The following is an 18,399-nucleotide window of genomic DNA, read 5'->3' on the forward strand; positions in this document are numbered from 1 at the left end:
GCCCGGCACGGGCAGTGCCGCCGCAGCGGGGGCGGCCGCCGCCACGGCAGGTGCGGGTGCCGCAACTTGGACATGCACGGGCTCAATCCGGCGGACCACGCGGATACGCAGGTCACCCTTTTCCACTTCGATTTCGGTCAGATCCGTCTCGGTCACGAGTTTGGCGAGTTCGCGAACGAGCTCGGGATCGAAAGGTTCGTTCTTAGGCATCGGCACCTTGGCCATTCCGGTCAGTCTTGAGAGTTGGCGTCCGACGAAGCGTCGGACAAGAGCGAGGGGAGAGAGAGCAGACGGGACTGGAGCAGCCGCACCAGGGCTTCCAGGCCCAGACCGTAACTGTGCGGACCGAAACCGCAGATAACTCCGGCACAGACCGGGGCAATGAGCGAGACATGCCGGAAGGCTTCCCGCGCATGCACGTTCGAGAGATGCACTTCGACCGCAATCGCGCCGCTACCGGCAATAGCATCGCGCAAGGCGACGGATGTATGGGTATAGGCAGCGGCGTTGATGAGCACGCCGGCGCCGGCAAGGCCCGCATCCTGCACGAAACCGACCAGTTCGCCCTCGTGATTGGTCTGACGCACGGTCAGCGCTACGCCGAGAGTGTCCGCGCGCGCACGAAGGTCACGCTCGATGTCATCGAGCGTCGCGGTCCCGTAGATGCCGGGCTCACGGCGACCGAGAAGGTTCAGGTTTGGTCCATGAAGGACGTGGATCGGGATCATGATATCGCGTTCGAAGCGCCGGCTGCGCCAAGCGGTCGGGGCAGTGGTCGTAGACGATCGTTCCGGATAGCGACAGGCGCAGGCCGGAACAATCGCCGAGGAGCATAAGCCTTCAGCAACTCGCGTGGCCGCACTGGCGGATGTCACCGATGGTCTTGCGGATCGGGTCGACGCCGACAGCGCCGGGAATGATCTCATCGCCGATGATAAAAGCGGGCGTACCGGAAAGGCCGAGCTTGTCACCGAGGCCGACATTCTCCGCCAGCGCTGCCTTCACCTCCGCTCCCTGTGCATCCTTCTGCAGCTTGGCGATATCGAGACCCATATCCTTGGCCAAGGCGATCGCACGCTCGCCGTTGACCCGGCCCTTGCTCTCCAGCAGCTTGACGTGGAACTCGAACAGCTTGTCACCCTTGAGCTGCTGCTTCGCCGCCAGCGAAATCTTGCTGGCTTCGAGAGATTCCGCGCCGAGGACGGGGAAATCCTTCAGAACCACGCGCAGCTTGGGATCGCCTTTCACCAGCGTCTGGATGTCGGCGAGTGCCTTGCGGCAATAACCACAATTATAGTCGAAGAACTCCACAAGAGTGACGTCGCCGGTCGGGTTGCCGACCACGACGCCGTGAGGTGAGTTGACCAGAGCCTCACGGGACTCCTTCAGCGCGGCGGATTGTGCCAGCTTCTGTGTTTCCTGCTGGCGCCGCTCACCCTCGGCGATGGCCTCCTGCAGGACATCGGGATTCTTGACGAGGTAATCCTTGATGATCGCCTCAATCGCCTGGCGCTGCACATCAGTGAAGGCCGCAGCCGCGGTCGGGGCCGTTTGCGCGGGAGCCGGGGCCTGCGCGACAGCGCTCGAAACGCCGGAGGCGAGCGCGCCGACGAGGGCAACGGACGAAAGAAGGTGGCGAAGCAGGCGCATTGATCCTCGCGGGGTCGCGTCCCGTCGGCCGTGGTCAGGCGCGGGACAACCGGTCGTTAGCCACCGGGTTAGGCGTTTTCGCGGCGGCGGGTCAATTGTTCGCCCGCCCCGCCAGCTCCCGCGCGGTAGGCGCGGAACGGATCGGTGGCCTGGAAGGGGAGGGCGCAGGAGAGTAAACCAGCGCCATGACATCAGCCGACGATCGCCCTGACATCAGCATTTCCGCCAAAACCTCTCTCCGCGCGAGTCGCGTGGCGCCCTTCCTTGCCATGGACATCATGGCGGCCGCCGCGATCCGCGACAAACAGGGCGACGGCGTGATCCATATGGAAATTGGGCAACCCTCTGCTCCTGCGCCGCGCCGCGTGATCGAGGCCGCGCAACGCGCTCTGGAAACCGGCAGGCTGCCATATACCGATGCCTGCGGAATCCCGGCTCTCCGCGAGCGCATCGCCCGGTCCTATCGCGACACCTACGGCGTCGCTGTGGCCCCCGACCGGATCGTCGTCACCACCGGCTCCTCGGCCGGCTTCGTGCTGGCTTTTCTCAGCCTGTTCGATGCCGGAGCGCGCATAGCGGTGCCACAGCCAGGCTATCCCGCCTATCGCAGCATACTCCACGCATTGGACCTCGTTCCCGCACCCATGATCCTGCGGGAGGACGACCGCTTCGCTCCGACCAGCGAGGCTTTGCGCGCCCTCCATCGCCGCGAGGCCCTCTCCGGGATACTGGTGATGAGCCCGGCCAATCCGTCGGGCACGGTCATCGAGCCTGCCCGTCTCGCGGAGCTCTGTGCCACGGCTCGAGATCTTGGGCTGCCCTTCATCTCCGACGAAATCTATCACGGACTCAGCTACGGAATTCCCGCCGAGACCGCGCTGAAATTCGATCCCAACGCCATCGTCATCAATTCGTTCTCGAAGACCTTTTGCATGACCGGCTGGCGCATCGGCTGGATGGTTGTCCCGCCCTGGCTGGTCAGGCCCGTCGAGCGTTTGGCGCAGAACCTCTACATCTCGGCCCCCTACCTCTCGCAGGTCGCCGCACTGGCGGCTTTCGACGCGACGGAAGAGGCAGAGACGATCCGCCTCGGCTACGCCGCGAACCGGGCGTTGCTGCTCGACGCTTTTCCCTCCCTCGGCCTGGGGCGGACACATCCGGCCGATGGTGCCTTCTATCTCTACGCTGATGTCGCAGGCCTCACCGACGACGCATCATCCTTCTGCCGCCGGATGCTGGAACAGGCGGGGGTAGCCGCGACCCCTGGGCTCGATTTCGACGCTGCCGAGGGAGGCCACCATGTGCGGTTCTCCTTCGCGGGATCCGAAGGGGATTGCGTGGAAGCCGTGCGGCGCCTGAAGTCGTGGCTTGGGTGATGTCTCGCCCATCGACAGAAAAATGGCCCCGGATCGCTCCGGGGTCCTCCGTTCTAGTCGCTCGGCTCCGCGCTTAGCGGAACAGGTTCAGGAACCCGCCCGGCTCGGCATAGATGCCCGGTGCCGCCGTGGATGTCTGGAAGGTGATCGAACCGATCACCGCATCGCCGCACCATTTCGAAATTCCGCCATTGGTCACCTGGCGGAAGTCACCACTGAAGGCGGCGCACTCGGCCTTGGTCAGATCGGTATCATGGTAGCGTACGTCGAGAACGATGTTCTTGTAGGTGTAGGACAGGCCGACGTTCCCATAGAGGTAGCTCGGCAGGTTGAATGAAGTGAACCGCCCGATATCCGCATTGAATCCGGTAGCCGAGTTCTTTGCGGCGCCAAGAAAGAAGTAGCCGAGCTCGGACAACAGCGAGAACCCGCCCGCATAAGACTCCGGCAGGAACGGGAACAGCGATGCCGGCAATGTGTAAGCGGCCGTTCCGGACGCATAGGTACTGATCGCGTGCGTACCGAAGAAATTCGGTGAAAAGAACACGTTCGTGCCCAGCGTCAGCGAATCTGTCGCGGTGTAGAGCATCTTACCGGCGGCTTCGTAGAAGTCCGAGTTCTTCGTCGAAAACGCCGTGCCGCCCGGCAGGATGACCTGCTGCTCGTTGGGATAAAAATAGTACAGGACGCCGAGATCGAAGGCGAACTTTCCGAAGGTCGGGCGAATACCGGCGATCAAATTGAACTCCATGTCCGGCCGGGTCGGAAGGCGGGTCTGATAGGTGGCGAACCCCGCATAGGCGAAGTTGTACAGGAACTGGGCTTCGAAAAACGTCTGATAGCTTCCCTGCAGGTTCGATTGCGACACGCCGCGGAAGTTATAGTCCGTCTGATAGCGCGAGACGAAAGAGAAGCCGATGAGTGGGTCGGCGGCCTTCGCCTCGACCGGCATGGCTTTGGGAACGGACAGATCGGCAGCAATCGCCGGTGAAAGAGCAACGCCCGCAAGTGTACCGAACGCCAGCAATGATGTGTACAAACGGCGCATGGCGCGATCCTTTTATTGATGGCCAGAAAGGTTGTGACGACACAAACCCTCTTGCAAAGAGATTCCTCAGGCTTCCAGGCCGACTTGAAAACACTCCGGCCGTCTCTCGACGGCGAAGACAGCAGGATAACAACCGTCCTTTCCGACGTCGTATACTTTGTCTTCAAATCCTGCTCGACCGTAAGCGATCACGGCTTCGGAAAAAATTGCTTTGCTGAAAAATTCCCAATCAATCACATATTATTATTTTAGAAATTGGTTTTTGTACTTACTGAAGGCAGTCAGAACAATATTTATAATGACAATGCACAACAGTTATCATTCGGCCATGGAAATCTGCCCGCGGACGCGGTCTCTCGATCCGTCAAAGGTCGTTGCCTCGCCCACTGACCTCGAAGCGACAAACGAAACGGGCCGCATCCTGTCTGGATGCGGCCCGCTCGAACGTTGGGATAGGCGTTATCGGGAGTTGGACTAATCGCCCGTGAGCGCGGCCTTGGTCCGCGACCACCATCCGGCGCGCTTCGGACGATCCGGATCGATTGGCGTTAGCACGACTGCTACCGGCTCGGGGGCCGGAGTTGCAGTCGGAACCGGCTCCGTCGCGGCAATGTCCGAATCCACCGTATCGCTGACCAACACCTCCGGAGCTGCCGCCTCAGCGGCAGGTATCGAAGGCTCTTCAGCGACCGGGAGGTCTACCGAAACGGGTGCGGGTGCCGTTTCCGACGCCTCCTGAGGCAGGCCGGTCGAAACCTGAGCAACCTCTTCGAAGGAGGCCGACACGGCCTGCTGCTCTTCGCCATTCTCGCGCGGGCGACCTTCTGTGCGGTCACGACCGCGTCCGCCTCGGCGTCCACGACGACGACGGCGACCGGCCCCCTCGTCGTCGGACGAGTCGGACCGAGGTGTTGCCTCGCCGTCCCGGACATCCGCTACGACGAGCTCATCGCCGTCATTCTCTCCAACCCGTCCATCCGAATCTTCGCCAGTTTGATCGTCGTTGTCCCGGCTCTCGCTGTCGATCTCGTCGTCGCCGGACTGCTCGTCTTCGCCGGTCGCGTGATCCCCCGACGATTCGCCGGTCTCGTGGCGACCACCACGCCGCCGCCGCCGCCGACGGCGACCGCCCGATCGGCCTTCACCAGTGCCTTCGCTCGACTTCTCGCGCGGTGCTTCCGGCTCGACCGGTTCGGCCTCAGCCTCGAGGATGGCCTCTTCCTCATCGTCGCCGTCGATATCGTCGTCGGCATCGAGCTGAGGCGAGATCGCCACGGCGCGGACCCCGGTCACGGGACCCTCGCTCCGGATCGCCAACTCACCTCGATCGAGCTGGAACGCCGATGTCGCGGCCAGCCGCTCGTCCGCGGCAATGGTCACGGTGACGCCAAAGCGGATTTCCAGTTCGCGCAGATGCGCACGCTTCTGGTTCAGGATGTAGAGCGCCGCCTCCGTGCGGGTGCGAAGGATGAGATTGTGGGTCGTGCTCTTGAGAAGCGACTCCTCGATGGCGCGCAGGATCTGAAGGGCCACCGAGGCGGTGGCGCGAACATATCCCGAGCCACCGCAATGGACGCAGGGGAGCGACGAGCTCTCCAGCATGCCGGTGCGGATGCGCTGGCGGCTCATTTCGAGCAGACCGAAGGGCGAGATGCGGCCGACCTGAATGCGTGCGCGATCGTTTTTCAGGCAATCGTTGAGCTTCTTCTCGACCGCCCGGTTGTTGCGCTTCTCTTCCATGTCGATGAAGTCGATCACGACGAGACCGGCCAGATCGCGCAGGCGGAGCTGGCGTGCGACCTCTTCGGCCGCCTCCAGATTGGTGCGGAGTGCCGTGTCCTCAATGTCGTGCTCGCGGGTCGAGCGGCCCGAATTGACGTCGATGGAAACCAGGGCTTCCGTCGGGTTGATGACGAGGTAGCCGCCTGACTTCAGCGTCACATGCGTCGAGAACATCGCGTCGAGCTGTTGCTCGACACCGTGGCGCGCGAAGATCGGCGTCGGGTCGCGATAGGGCTGCACCACTTTGGACTGGCCCGGCATCAGCATGCGCATGAAGTCGCGGGCCTCGCGGTACGCCTCGTCGCCCGCCACAAGGATGTCGTCGATATCCTTGTTGTAGAGGTCGCGGATGGCGCGCTTGATGAGCGAACCTTCCTCGTAGACCAGGGCCGGCGCAGAGGAGGACAGCGTCAACTCACGCACGCTTTCCCAGAGGCGCATGAGATATTCGAAGTCGCGCTTGATCTCCGGCTTGGTCCGGGACGCACCGGCAGTGCGCAAGATCACGCCCATGCCTTCCGGAACCTCAAGATCCTGGGCGACTTCCTTGAGGCGCTTGCGGTCGGCCGCCGAGGTGATCTTACGCGAGATGCCGCCGCCACGGCCGGTATTGGGCATCAGCACCGAGTAGCGGCCAGCCAGCGACAGATACGTGGTCAGTGCCGCGCCCTTGGTGCCACGCTCCTCCTTGACGACCTGTACCAGGATGATCTGGCGGCGCTTGATCACCTCCTGAATCTTGTAGTGGCGGCGATAGGTACGGGGGCGCTCGGGGATCTCGGCCAGAGCGTCGCCGTTACCGCCGACCTGGGCGATCTTGTGCTCGCCATCCTCACCATCATGCTCGTCGTCCGAATCCTCGTCGTCGGATTCGTCCTCCTCGTCGTCCGAATCGTCGTCCTCGTCCGATTCATCTTCGTCGGTCTCTTCGTCCTCGTCGGTTTCGTCTTCGAGAACGGGGGCATCGGGATGCCCCTCGGCGACTGGTTCCGCCACGTCCACTTGGGCCGGCGCCGCTTCTTCGAGCGCAGATGAGGTCGCCTTTACCGGTGCGGAGACTTCGCCTTCGAGGGAAGCGGGCGGCAGATCGGACGATTCATCCGAGCCGGGCTCGATGCCGATGGCCTCGGACGGGACGACATCCGCAGGGGCGGCCTCGTCATTCACGCTCACGTCGCCGTCGAGCTCGCCGGCGGTCTTTGATACGATGGGATGCTCACCGGATTCGTTGCTTGGCGGTGCCGAGGCCTGACCCGACTGCTCCTCTGCAAGACCTACCTCGACGGTCTCCGAAACGTCTTCGGCACTCACTGTCTCGCTGGTCTTGGCGGATGCAGCCTCTGCACGGCGCCCACGCGAACGGCGGCGCGGCTTGCGCTCCTCGCGTTCGCGGTGCTCCTCGGCGTCCCGCGCCTCGTCTTCCAGCAACACCTGACGATCGGCGAGGGGGATCTGATAATAGTCGGGATGAATCTCGCTGAAGGCGAGGAAACCGTGGCGGTTGCCGCCATACTCGATGAAGGCTGCTTGGAGCGAAGGCTCCACGCGCGTCACTTTGGCAAGGTAGATGTTGCCACGAAGCTGACGCCGATTGGCCGCCTCGAAGTCGAACTCCTCGACCCTAGACCCGTGGACCGTGACGACCCGGGTTTCCTCCGGGTGCATCGCATCGATGAGCATCTTGTTGTTGTTGGCCATGACGGACTTTCATGGCGATCGACGTCGTCCTTCTGCAGCCGAACTGTCCCGGCGAAGCGCTGCCCGATTCCGGCCCATCGGGCGTCGGGGGGAGCGCACGCCCAGGCCCGACGATGCGGGCCAGGGGGGCTTTGGGGAAGGGATTGCCGTCAACCGCCGCTAGGCGCCGGTGATCGGCGCGCGTGGGGTTGAACATGGCCAGGGCCGACGGCGAACCGGCGCCACGCGAAACGCGTACGCTTTGAACACGAGCAACGGCAACCGATGCTGTGCGTCCGTCCATCCGCTCCCTGACCTCACGAAGACTTTGAGACCGTACAAATGCCGGCCGCTGATTTCCAGAACGGCGACTTGGCGAAACGATCGCCGCATGCACCGGTACCCACCCGAATTCAAAAACGCCGACGGACTTGACGCGGAGAGCCGACTGCGAGGCGACACGGCGACTGGCCAGGACGCTCTCGCGGGCCGCGAATGAGACCGCACGACACCCGGGGAGGGACAGTACCATTACAGATCGTCGCGGGCGCTTGGCAAGCAGCAAGAGCATGCCGCCACAACTTTGACGCCTTGGCGCCCAGGCGGGCATCCGGTTCGGTCCTGTCGCCCCACAGCAACATCCAGGCTGCTTCGCCATCCGGCCGGAGAGGAACGGTTAACCATCCCGGCCGTATCCCTTATCGAACACTCGCGCTTCCCAAGGCCCCTCGGTTCCGGAAGTCTGTTGGTTCCAACGGCCCCCTGGTTTCAGGACAACGACTGCCGGATCGATGCCGCCTCTCGCTCGCCTGCTGCGCCACGCAATTGTCCTATCCGCCCTCGCGATGGCCGTTCCGGTCGTGGCCCAGGACGACATCCGGACGAATCCGACAGTATCCGGGCAACAATCGGCCGTCGCCATCGCGGCGGACCTCTCCACCGGTGCGGGCGGATCGACCAAGCTGACCCTCACATTGTCGAAATCGATCGAGGCGCGCACCTTTGTCATGGAGCGGCCCGACCGGGTCGTCATCGATCTTACGGAAGTGAACTTTCAACTCGCACCTGACACCGGACGACGCCGCGAAGGGTTGGTCTCTTCCTTCCGATACGGCCTGTTCGCTCCGGGTCGCTCGCGCATCGTCGTCGACCTTGCTCAGCCGGCCACAGTCGGGCGCATCGAAACGACGACGCGCATGCGAGACGGCGCCATCCTCCTCTCGATAGAGTTCCAGCGGGCCGACCGCGACACCTTCCGTCGCGCCGCTGTGGCGAACGACCCGTCGCCTCCGGCCCGCAAGGAAGCCATGGCAGAACCGAGTGATTCCCGGCCGTTGATCATGATCGATGCCGGGCATGGCGGCATCGATCCAGGCGCCATCGCTGCCTCGGGCATCTTCGAAAAGGACATCGTGTTTGGGTTCGCCCAGGCCCTCGTCGGCAAGCTCGAAGCGTCCGGCCGCTACAGGGTGCGGATGACACGTGATCGCGACGTGTTCGTTCCTCTGGCCGAGCGCGTGCGAATCGCCCGCGAGGCCAGCGCCGATCTCTTCGTCTCGATCCATGCTGATTCCATCTCGTCGGCCCCGCAAGTGCGCGGCGCGACGATCTATACCGGCTCCGAAAAGGCCACGGACGCCGAATCGGCCAAGCTCGCAGAGCGTGAGAACAAGGCGGATTCGACCGCCGGCACAGATTCCGGCCAAGGTCCCGGCCACATCGCCGACATCCTCCAGGAACTCACTTTGCGCGAGACGCGCACCTTCTCGTCGGGCTTCGCCAAGGGTCTTATGTCCTATCTCAGCCCCGTCATGGAGCTGAGCAACAAACCGCATCGTGAAGCGGGTTTCGTGGTCCTGCGTTCGCCGGACGTGCCGTCAGTGCTGGTGGAGCTCGGCTACCTGTCGAGCAAGCGCGACCTCGACCTGCTGCAGTCCGAAGCCTGGCGCGCCGATGTCACAGGCGGGATGGCGAAGGCCATCGACGCGTTTTTCGCCAACCGAACGTCCCTGACACGGCCGGTGCCGCCGCGCCGCTCTGCGGCAATCGCCCCAGTTTCACCATAGATACGGTGTGAAACCGGGGCTCACGGCGCCCCGGCTCGGAATAGGCCTCTCTCGCCTTCCGAACGATCGCGGGTCGTCGCGTCACTCTTGCCTTTCCGGGACGATCGAGGTCTCGGTCATCCTCGCCTCTCGGCCGGACCGGCAGCGGCAGATCATCGACGGACGGGACCCGGATGCGCTTCATCCTTCGTTTCTTCGGCTTCCTGTTCAGCATCGGGGCGATGTTGTTCGTGCTGCTGTCGGCAGCCGGCGCGTATTTCTATTACACCTACAGTCAGGATCTGCCCGATCACGCCGCCCTCGCGAATTATGAGCCGCCGGTGATGAGCCGTGTCCACGCGGCGGATGGCAGCCTGCTCGCAGAATATGCCAACGAGCGCCGGCTCTACCTGCCGATCCAGGCGATGCCGAAGATCGTCGTGGCCGCCTTCCTCTCGGCCGAGGACAAGAACTTCTACAAGCATGGCGGCATCGACCCCGAGGGGGTCGTGCGGGCGATCTTGACCAACGCCAAGAGTGGCAAGAAGCAGGGCGCCTCGACCATCACCCAGCAGGTGGCGAAAAACTTCCTGCTCACCAACGAGCAGACCTTCGACCGGAAGATCAAGGAGGCATTGATCGCCCTGCGGATCGAGTCGGCCTACTCCAAGGACAAGATCCTCGAGCTCTACCTCAACGAGATATTCCTCGGCACCATCGTGCCCGGCCGCAACCTGCACGGGGTCGCCGCTGCCGCGCTCGATTATTTCGGCAAGTCCGTCCACGAGCTGACGATCAACGAGGCTGCCTATCTGGCTGCGCTGCCGAAGGGCCCCAACAATTATCATCCCTATCGTCAGACTCAGAAGGCCCTCGACCGCCGCAACGAGATCATCGGTCTGATGGCCGTGAACGGCTACATCACGAAGGAAGAAGGAGAAGCCGCGCGTAAGATGCCGCTCGGCGTCAACCCGCGCGTCGCCTTCGCCAACGCCGCCAATGCCAACTACTTCACGGAAGAGGTTCGCCGCGAGATCACGGAACGCTACGGCGAAAAGAAGCTCTATGAGGGTGGGCTCTCCGTGCGCGCCACCCTCGATCCGAAGATGCAGGCCTGGGCGCGCAAGGCGCTCGTGGATGGCCTGATCCGTTACGATCAATCTCACGGATGGCGGGGAGCTCAGGCGAAAGTCGATCTCGTCGGCCGCGATTGGGGTCTCGCCGTGGCCGAAGTGCCGGGCCTCGGCGACGTCCAGCCTTGGCGCCTCGCCGTCGTCCTGAGCACGACGGGAGGCGTGGCTCAGATCGGCTTGCAGCCCCGCCGCGAGGCATCCGGCCAAGTCTCGAAGGAGCGTGAGACCGGCACTATCGCCGCCGACGGCACCCGCTGGACCGGACGCTCGCCATCGGCAGCGCTCAATGCCGGCGATGTCATCTATGTCGAGGCCATCGACGGGGGGCGCGGACAGTACCGGCTGCGCCAGCGTCCGGAGGTCTCCGGCGCCATCGTCGCCATGGATCCCTATACCGGACGCGTCCACGCCATGGTCGGGGGATTCTCCTATGACGAGAGTCAGTTCAACCGTGCGACGCAGGCCCAGCGTCAGCCGGGCTCGTCATTCAAGCCGATCGTCTACTCGGCCGCCCTCGACAACGGTTACACGCCGTCTTCGATCGTACAGGACTCGCCGATCACCATTGAGGCCGGTCCCGGCCAGGAAGCGTGGTCTCCGTCGAACTACGACGGCAAGGCGGGCGGCCCGCATACGCTCCGCTACGGGATCGAGCATTCGAAGAATCTGATGACCGTGCGGCTGGCCAAGGATGTCGGCATGCCGCTCATCGCCGAATACGCCCGCCGCTTCGGTGTCTACGACGATATGCTCCCCGTCCTGCCGATGTCGCTCGGGGCGGGCGAAACGACCGTCATGCGCATGGTCACCGCCTATTCCATGCTGGCCAATGGCGGCCGCCGTATTCGCCCGACCCTCATCGACCGCATCCAGGATCGTGTCGGCGAAACCATCTACAAGCACGACAACCGCAAGTGTCTCGGCTGCGACGCTGAGAAGTGGTCCGGCCAGGACGAGCCGAAGCTGGTGGATGATTCGGAGCAGGTCCTCGATCCACTCACTGCCTACCAGATGGTCTCGATCATGGAGGGCGTCGTCCAGCGCGGCACCGCGACATTGCTGAAGCAGATCGGCAAGCCGCTCGCCGGCAAGACCGGCACGACGAACGATGCCAAGGACGCGTGGTTCGTCGGCTTCTCGCCGGACCTCGCGGTCGGGGTCTATATCGGCTTCGACAAGCCGCGCTCGCTCGGCGACCGCGCCACCGGTGGCGGTCTCGCGGCGCCTGTGGCCCTCGACTTCCTGAAACAGGCCCTCAAGGACAAGCCGCCGACACCGTTCCGTGTGCCGCCCGGCATCAAGCTGATCCGCGTCAACGTCGCCTCCGGCATGCGCGCCGGCTCCGGCGAAGGCTCCGGTACGATTCTCGAGGCGTTCAAGCCGGGCACCGCCCCGCCCGACGCCTACGTCGCGGCGCCGGCCGCTCCCGCCGCCGTACCGGCGGACGCCGACCGTGCGGCGCAGGCTGGTGGATTGTACTGAGAGCGAGCTCCGCGGGGATCCCATCCCAGGTCATCGGGCGCTGCCTGCGCTCGATGCCTCAAAAGCCGCAGGAAGCCGAAGCGTTCATGGAGCCGGCAACGAGGAAGTGAGAACCCGTCTCGGTCCGGCCTTGCGCCCCATCCGATCAGGCGGTTTTGCCGGGTGATGGGAACGCCCCCCTCAAAAGGAAGCTCGCACGCCCCCGAAGAAGCTGCGACCGACGCCAGGGTAGAAGGCGGTCGGATTGCCGCCCATCGTCACTGCGTTGTTCACCACCGCCACGTCAGAGACGTAACGTGTATCGGCGAGATTGCGGGCGTCGAGGAACAGCGACACCCCATTCGAGAAGTCGATGCCGGTTTGGACGTTGATCAGGGTGTAGCCAGGCACCTGCAGGGTGTTGGCATGATCCGAGAAGGCGCCTCGCGGCACCCAATCCACCGAAGGGCTGAGGTGAAAGCCGCTCGGGTGGGTATAGGTGACGACGCTGCGCAGCACGTCTTGAGGGATGCCGGCGATTTGATTGTCGCCAAAGACCGGATCGCCGACGAACCGGAAATCGTTATGCGTCCAGACCTGCGACGCCGAGACTCGGTCGCCGACCCCGGTGAGGTCACGGATGATGTCGAGGGAAACGGCCGCCTCGACGCCCTGGTGGATCGTGCGCGGCGAATTGAAAGTCGCCGCAGGGATGTTGCGACCCGGATCGACAGAAAAGTTGATGAGCTCGTCCCGGACTTCCGAGCGATAGAGCGTCACGTCCCATGCGAGGCGGTCAAGGCGGCCACGTGTGCCAGCCTCGTAGGTCCAGGCCCGCTGGGCCTGAAGCGGCACGAATTGCGTCGTCGTCCCAATCGTCTGTGTCAGGTCAGTGAAGTCCGGCACGTCGCGGGAGCGGGTGATGTCCGCGAAAACTTGGATGTCGGGCAGCGGCTGCCAGATCAGTCCGAGCTTCGGGTTGATCCCCTGATAGGTCCGGTTGTCGAATTTCACCGCCGGGTTTGGGCCGAAGCCGCCCTTATCGCTATAGGTCCGGTTCGAGGAGAACGCCTTCGCCCCGGTCATCAAGGCGACATCCGGCAGGAACCAGAACCGGTTCTCGCCATAGGCCTCGTAGTTCGATGAGCTCTGAAGCGCGTTCAGAGTCTGCGCTCCGCGCTGTCCGGCGACGTTTTGGAACTGCAGCGCCGAGTTCTGACCGGCGAAGGCACGAAGGCCGAGGATCGTGTCGTTGCGGTATCCGCCGATGTCGAAGGTGCCGGCCCAATGCGGGGAGATGCCGTAGGTCCAGCCGTCTTGGTCGATGACCTGGAAGATCGGGTGATAGAGCGATTTGTGGATCGCCCAGGTGTCGATATCGAGCTTGCCCACATCGAGGGCGAACGACGTGCGATTGGCCACCCGCTCCGTCTCGACTTTGCGCGACTGGTTGCCCGAAATGGCGCTCGGATTGGCCATGGTCGGGTTGTTAAGCGCGTCCCAGAGTCTGAGCGTTCCGGGCAGCTTCTGATCGGTGAGGTAGATGCCGACGTAGAACCGCGTCTCGACACCGGGTGCGAGCCGGTAGCCGACATTGGCGTTGAAATTCTGGGTCCGCTGGGTTTCGTGGTCGCGAAAACCATCGGAATTGGTCAGCGTGCCACTGATGAGGAAATCGACTGGGCCGGAGATCCGCGAGAACTGGAAGTGCTCTCGGATAGTGCCAAAGCTGCCGCCATCGACGCGCAGGATGTTTGGCGCGAAGGCCGTCTGGGCAGTGGGCGTGATAAAGTTGATTGCGCCGCCCAGGGTCGTCGCACCGAAGGTGAGCGCGTTGCCACCCTTATAGACTTCGACAGAGCGCAGAGCGAGCGGATCAATCTGGTAGAAGTCACCGCTGCCGTCCGCCGAGTTCACCGGGATTCCATCCTGCAGCAGTTCCAATCCACGCAGATGGAAGCCGCGCGAAATGCCCGAGCCGCGCACCGACAGGCGCATTTCCTGACCGTAGCGCTGCTGCACGAACACGCCGGGCGTGTCCTTCAGGACGTCGCGTAGGGTATTGGCGTAGCGATTCTGGAAGTCCTTGGCATCGACGAAAGCCACCGAACCGACAGTAGCGTTCACCGCAGCCCGCTGTGCGGCAACACTCGGCACGGTGAGTGAACCGGGCGTTGTCCCTTGAACGCTAAGCTCGGGCAGTTCTGCATTCGCCACGCCCTGAGCGAAGGCGGATGTGGAGGAGAGGAGGATGAGCGCGAACGCCCCCGGAAGACGTGACGACGGCATGGCAGGGAGCTCCGGATCCCGCGCCATGAAACACTCCGCCCCATCGAGGCAGAGGAGCGGCGGGTCCTGAAAGAGAAAGGGAGTGCGCGCGATTGGCGAAACCGCCAAAGCGCGAAGCCGGTCCGGAATCGGACGCTCAGTGCTGGTGTTGTCCGGCCGCCGGTTCGCTTGCTGCAGGCGCGTTCGGTGCCCTGGCGCCAATGGGCGCGACGGCGAAGGTGACCGGTACGGTCCCCGCGCGCTCGAACACCAAGTTCCCCGAGATCGGTTCGCCTACTTTTGGCGATGCCTTCAGCCCCTCGAACATCAGGTGATAGCTGCCGGGCTTTAACTCCACGGTCTCGCCGGGCTTCAGCACGAGTCCGCCTTCCACCACGGCCATCTTCATCACCCCGCCATCCATCGTCATGGAATGGATCGACCCGGATGCAGCGATGGGGATGGAAGCGGAGATCAACTTATCCGCCAGTTTGCCGGTATTACTGATTCGGACATATCCACCAGCGACGGTGGCGCCGCCGGGCGTGGCGCGCATCCACGGCGTATCGATGGTGAGGTCGCCGGCCTTGTTCTGGCCCGAGGAGGATGACGCCGCGCGCGACGGTGCCAGGGCCTGAGCCGCGACGATGGTGACGCCCGGTGCGGGGGATTTCAGCGCATGGGCGTCCTGCCCCGGCGCGGGGATGTCTCTCCAGCGATGATTGCCATTCGTGCAATCCTGCTCGACCGGGAAGTACACGGTCTCGCCGGGTGCGAACGCATCGGAGATGCGGGCAAGGAAGGTGAACTCGTCGACCTGATCGTCCGGCAATTGGCCACCACTCCAGGTGATGGTCTTCACCCCATTGGAAATGTCGCCGTGATAATAGGGATAGGGCTTGGCGTAGGGTCCTCTTTCCGTTGTCACACTCCAGCCCGGCTTCGGCATCGGCTTAGCGCCGATGACACCCTCAGGAATCGTGACGCTCACCCGATTGGTCGGTTCGCCGTTGCACCCATGGGTGACTTGGAGCACGCCGCGATAGCTCGCGTTCGCGCTTGCCTCCTTCCGCTCCATCGTGGCGTGAGAGAAGGCAGCGCCGGTAGGGAGGGTGACGAGGAGCGCCGCGGCAAGCTCCGACCACAAGATCCGTTTCATGATGAATGTCCGTGTCTGAAGGAATCGAGGTATCGAATCGCTTCAGGCGGCGGGTGGACCTCGCGGATGGGGGATAGAACCCGGTGGCCCGCGTGCACCGAGGTCGGCTACGTCGCGCCAGATCAGATGGATGACGGATGTGGCCGGCCAGACGATCGCGCTGGACGCGAGCACCGGTTGATCAGCTGAAACGGTTGCGACTGCCGACGTGCAGCAAAGCTTGTGGCCGACGTGGGACGAACCGTCTGGCTGCTGCGCGGCGAGATCGCCATCCATCAGGCCAGAACAGATCGGATCGGCATGACCAGCCGCGGGGAGTGGCATCAGAGTCGCAAGGAAGACCTGCAGCACGAACGCATAGAGCGCGATCACCGCCGTGATCACGCGCCCGCCGCCCGCCGCTGAATCTCCCGACATCATACCTCCAGCGCTTACCCTAACGGACATAATCCCGCCATACCGTCGACGAGGCGTGGCGCCGTGATGTTGCATGTGCGCTGCAGTACAGGACAAGCCGAGATTTAATCTGACGGCGCCACATTCTAGCCCGGACCGCATGACTTCTTAACCGTGCCCCGACACGTTCGCGGCACAGGACTTTCGGTGGCCGTTCTCAATCACGGCCATGCCCCGACGGCCTCGTGCCGCTTCACAGGTCAGATCAGAGTTTCCGTCCGATGCTGAAACAGGCTTACCCCATCCGCTCATTGGGTCTCGTACTCCTTGCCGGTGTCGCCGCCTTCGCCCAAACCGCCTCGGCACGGGAGCAGGCCGGTTTCGCCCAGGCCGAGTGGGCGCAGGATTACGCTGCACCCTCGGCTATGCAGGTGCAGCGTTCCTCGACGCCGATCCTGTCGCCGCAGACGATTGCGGCCACGGAACAGATGGTCGAGCGCTACAAGGACATCGTGGCGCGCGGCGGCTGGAGACCGGTCTCCGGCGCCGACCGGCTACGCATCGGCAGCAAGGGACCGGCAGTGGCGGCTCTGCGCCAGCGTCTCACGGTGACGGGAGACCTCGACTCCGCCTCCGGCGGATCGAACGTGTACGATTCCTATGTGGCAGCCGGCGTAAAGCGGTTCCAGGCCCGACATGGCTTGAGCCAGACCGGCTCCATGAGCCCGGCCACCCAGCAGGCCATGAACGTGTCGGCCGACATTCGCCTGAAGCAGCTCGAGGTGAATGCCGTCCGCCTGCGCTCGTATTCGGGCAATCTCGGCAACCGCTTCGTCATCACGAACATTCCCGCCGCCCTGGTCCAGACGGTGGAGAACGGCCAGGTCGTGACCCTGCACGCCGCCGGTGTCGGCAAGATCGATCGTCAATCGCCGATCATGAACACCAAGGCGACGCAGATCAATTTCAACCCCTTCTGGACGGTTCCGGCTTCCATCGTGAAGAAGGACCTCATCCCCAAGATGCAGAAGGACCCGAACTACCTCACCGAGAACAAGATCCGCATCTTCACCGGTGAGACCGAGATCTCGCCGGCCTCGGTGAACTGGAATTCGGACGAGGGCACGCGCTACCGCTATCGTCAGGATTCGGGCGCCGACTTCAACTCGATGGGGATCGTGCGCATCAACATCCCGAACCCCCACGGCGTGTTCATGCACGATACGAACTCCAAGGGCGTGTACGGCGACGACTTTCGCTTCATTTCCTCGGGCTGCGTCCGCGTTCAGAACGTGCGCGAGTACATCACCTGGCTGCTCAAGGACACGCCCGGCTGGGGCCGCGACCAGGTCGAGCAGGCCATCGAGAGCGGCAAGCGCGTCGACGCAACCCTCAGCACCCCCGTGCCGGTTTACTGGACCTACATCACCGCTTGGGCGACGCCGGACGGCTCGGTGCAGTTCCGCGACGATATCTATAAGCGCGACGGTGTGAACGTTCCTTCGACCCTCTCGGCCCCGACCCCTGTGGCCAGCGCCGAGCAGGTGCCGAGCTTCGAGCCGGGCGACGAGGAAAACTGATTTCTCGGCGCGACAATCGCAGCCTGAATATGGGCGAGATCCGGCACCGGGTCTCGCCCGAGTCGTTGTGGATGGAGCAAACCGATCATCCGAGCTTTGCGAGGCGTTCTTCGGCTCCTGCCGCGTACAGCGTGATTTCGGCCGCCACAAGGATGGCGCGGATGCCGTCGAAACGAGATCCCTTCAGCTACAGAACCGACCCGGCCGTCCCATCATTCGCGGATGACCGTCCGATCATTATTTTCGACGGGCATTGTGCGCTCTGCGTCGGCTGGATCCGGTTCGTCATGCAGCGTGATCACGCCAAACGATTCCGGTTCCTGTCGGCGCAGTCGGCACTGGGACGGGCGCTCTACGCACATTACGGCCTCGATACGGATCGATTGGAGACGAACATCCTGCTGGGCGAAGGGCGGGCTTGGTTCAAGCTGGAGGGATCGATACGGATTGCCAGCAGTCTCGGCTTCCCCTGGTCCTTGGCTGCGACGCTGCGGCTCATTCCGACGCGCGGGCAGACGGCATTGTACGATCTCATAGCCAACAGCCGCTTCGTGCTATTCGGGCGGAAAGACGTCTGTCATAGGCCTGCCCCTACCGACGCGGATCGCTTCCTGGCCTGAATGACCGGCACTGGCTCGGCCAGCGCCCAATCCCCCCTTGCTAGGAGCCGGCGCGGTTGCTTCCACACTCGACACTTAGAGCGCCTAACAGAACCGTTTGATCTGGTTGAGGGTGATGAGGCTGGCCGCGAGGCTCGTGAAGGCCTCGTAGATGTCGCTGCGTCGCTCGTAGCGGACGGGCAATCGACGGAATCGGTTGAACCA

General features: G+C 63.6%; 12 protein-coding genes and 2 pseudogenes. 5 read left to right on the forward strand and 9 right to left on the reverse strand.

Annotated features, from left to right (window positions below; translation table 11 throughout):
- From FV220_RS18315 to FV220_RS18325, 3 genes and pseudogenes are all read right to left on the reverse strand, one after another.
- Positions 1 to 210: pseudogene (locus FV220_RS18315) on the reverse strand (acetyl-CoA carboxylase biotin carboxyl carrier protein); the annotation flags it as partial.
- Positions 211 to 230: 20 nt separating this feature from the next.
- Positions 231 to 728, reverse strand: a complete 498-nt coding sequence (gene aroQ, locus FV220_RS18320; protein WP_147832806.1) for a type II 3-dehydroquinate dehydratase — start codon at positions 726 to 728, stop codon at positions 231 to 233.
- A gap of 112 nt (positions 729 to 840) precedes the next feature.
- Entirely contained in the window at positions 841 to 1,650 is an 810-nt protein-coding gene (locus FV220_RS18325; protein WP_056145693.1) for a DsbA family protein, read from the reverse strand.
- A 185-nt stretch (positions 1,651 to 1,835) separates the two neighbouring features.
- Between FV220_RS18325 and FV220_RS18330 the strand changes: the two genes are divergently transcribed.
- Positions 1,836 to 3,026, forward strand: coding sequence for an aminotransferase class I/II-fold pyridoxal phosphate-dependent enzyme (locus FV220_RS18330; protein ID WP_147832807.1), 1,191 nt, complete (start codon positions 1,836 to 1,838; stop codon positions 3,024 to 3,026).
- Between the two features lie 73 nt (positions 3,027 to 3,099).
- Here FV220_RS18330 and FV220_RS18335 read toward each other — a convergent pair whose 3' ends face one another.
- Entirely contained in the window at positions 3,100 to 4,074 is a 975-nt protein-coding gene (locus tag FV220_RS18335; protein WP_147832808.1) for a TorF family putative porin, read from the reverse strand.
- A gap of 474 nt (positions 4,075 to 4,548) precedes the next feature.
- Entirely contained in the window at positions 4,549 to 7,554 is a 3,006-nt protein-coding gene (locus tag FV220_RS18340; protein ID WP_147832809.1) for a ribonuclease E/G, read from the reverse strand.
- A 770-nt stretch (positions 7,555 to 8,324) separates the two neighbouring features.
- Here FV220_RS18340 and FV220_RS18345 point away from each other — a divergent pair.
- Together FV220_RS18345 and FV220_RS18350 are read left to right on the forward strand one after the other, a co-directional pair.
- Positions 8,325 to 9,599, forward strand: a complete 1,275-nt coding sequence (locus tag FV220_RS18345; protein WP_056145701.1) for an N-acetylmuramoyl-L-alanine amidase — start codon at positions 8,325 to 8,327, stop codon at positions 9,597 to 9,599.
- Positions 9,600 to 9,772: 173 nt separating this feature from the next.
- A complete protein-coding gene (locus FV220_RS18350) occupies positions 9,773 to 12,193 on the forward strand; it encodes a penicillin-binding protein 1A (protein WP_056145706.1) in 2,421 nt (806 codons plus the stop codon).
- 180 nt (positions 12,194 to 12,373) lie between these two features.
- Here the strand turns inward: FV220_RS18350 and FV220_RS18355 are convergent, their stop codons facing one another.
- The 3 genes from FV220_RS18355 to FV220_RS18365 all read right to left on the reverse strand — a co-directional run bounded on the left by FV220_RS18355 (position 12,374) and on the right by FV220_RS18365 (position 15,983).
- On the reverse strand, positions 12,374 to 14,461 hold the full coding sequence (locus FV220_RS18355) for a TonB-dependent receptor (protein WP_147832810.1): 2,088 nt from the start codon (positions 14,459 to 14,461) through the stop codon (positions 12,374 to 12,376).
- A gap of 136 nt (positions 14,462 to 14,597) precedes the next feature.
- Complete coding sequence (locus FV220_RS18360; RefSeq protein ID WP_147832811.1) at positions 14,598 to 15,599, reverse strand: DUF1775 domain-containing protein; 1,002 nt, start codon at positions 15,597 to 15,599, stop codon at positions 14,598 to 14,600.
- Positions 15,600 to 15,641: 42 nt separating this feature from the next.
- The gene (locus FV220_RS18365; RefSeq protein WP_238253819.1) at positions 15,642 to 15,983 is read right to left on the reverse strand and encodes a hypothetical protein; all 342 of its coding nucleotides are present in this window, start codon (positions 15,981 to 15,983) and stop codon (positions 15,642 to 15,644) included.
- 293 nt (positions 15,984 to 16,276) lie between these two features.
- Here FV220_RS18365 and FV220_RS18370 point away from each other — a divergent pair, with 293 nt between their 5' ends.
- Positions 16,277 to 17,575, forward strand: coding sequence for a L,D-transpeptidase family protein (locus FV220_RS18370; RefSeq protein ID WP_026176088.1), 1,299 nt, complete (start codon positions 16,277 to 16,279; stop codon positions 17,573 to 17,575).
- A gap of 71 nt (positions 17,576 to 17,646) precedes the next feature.
- Positions 17,647 to 18,195 (forward strand): DCC1-like thiol-disulfide oxidoreductase family protein, encoded by a 549-nt coding sequence (locus FV220_RS18375; RefSeq protein ID WP_308444983.1) that lies wholly within the window; start codon positions 17,647 to 17,649, stop codon positions 18,193 to 18,195.
- A gap of 84 nt (positions 18,196 to 18,279) precedes the next feature.
- On the opposite strand, the pseudogene FV220_RS18380 reads toward FV220_RS18375, so the two are convergent.
- A pseudogene (locus tag FV220_RS18380) lies at positions 18,280 to 18,399 on the reverse strand (IS5/IS1182 family transposase); the annotation flags it as partial.

Source organism: Methylobacterium sp. WL19 (genome assembly GCF_008040005.1).
GTDB lineage: Bacteria > Pseudomonadota > Alphaproteobacteria > Rhizobiales > Beijerinckiaceae > Methylobacterium > Methylobacterium bullatum.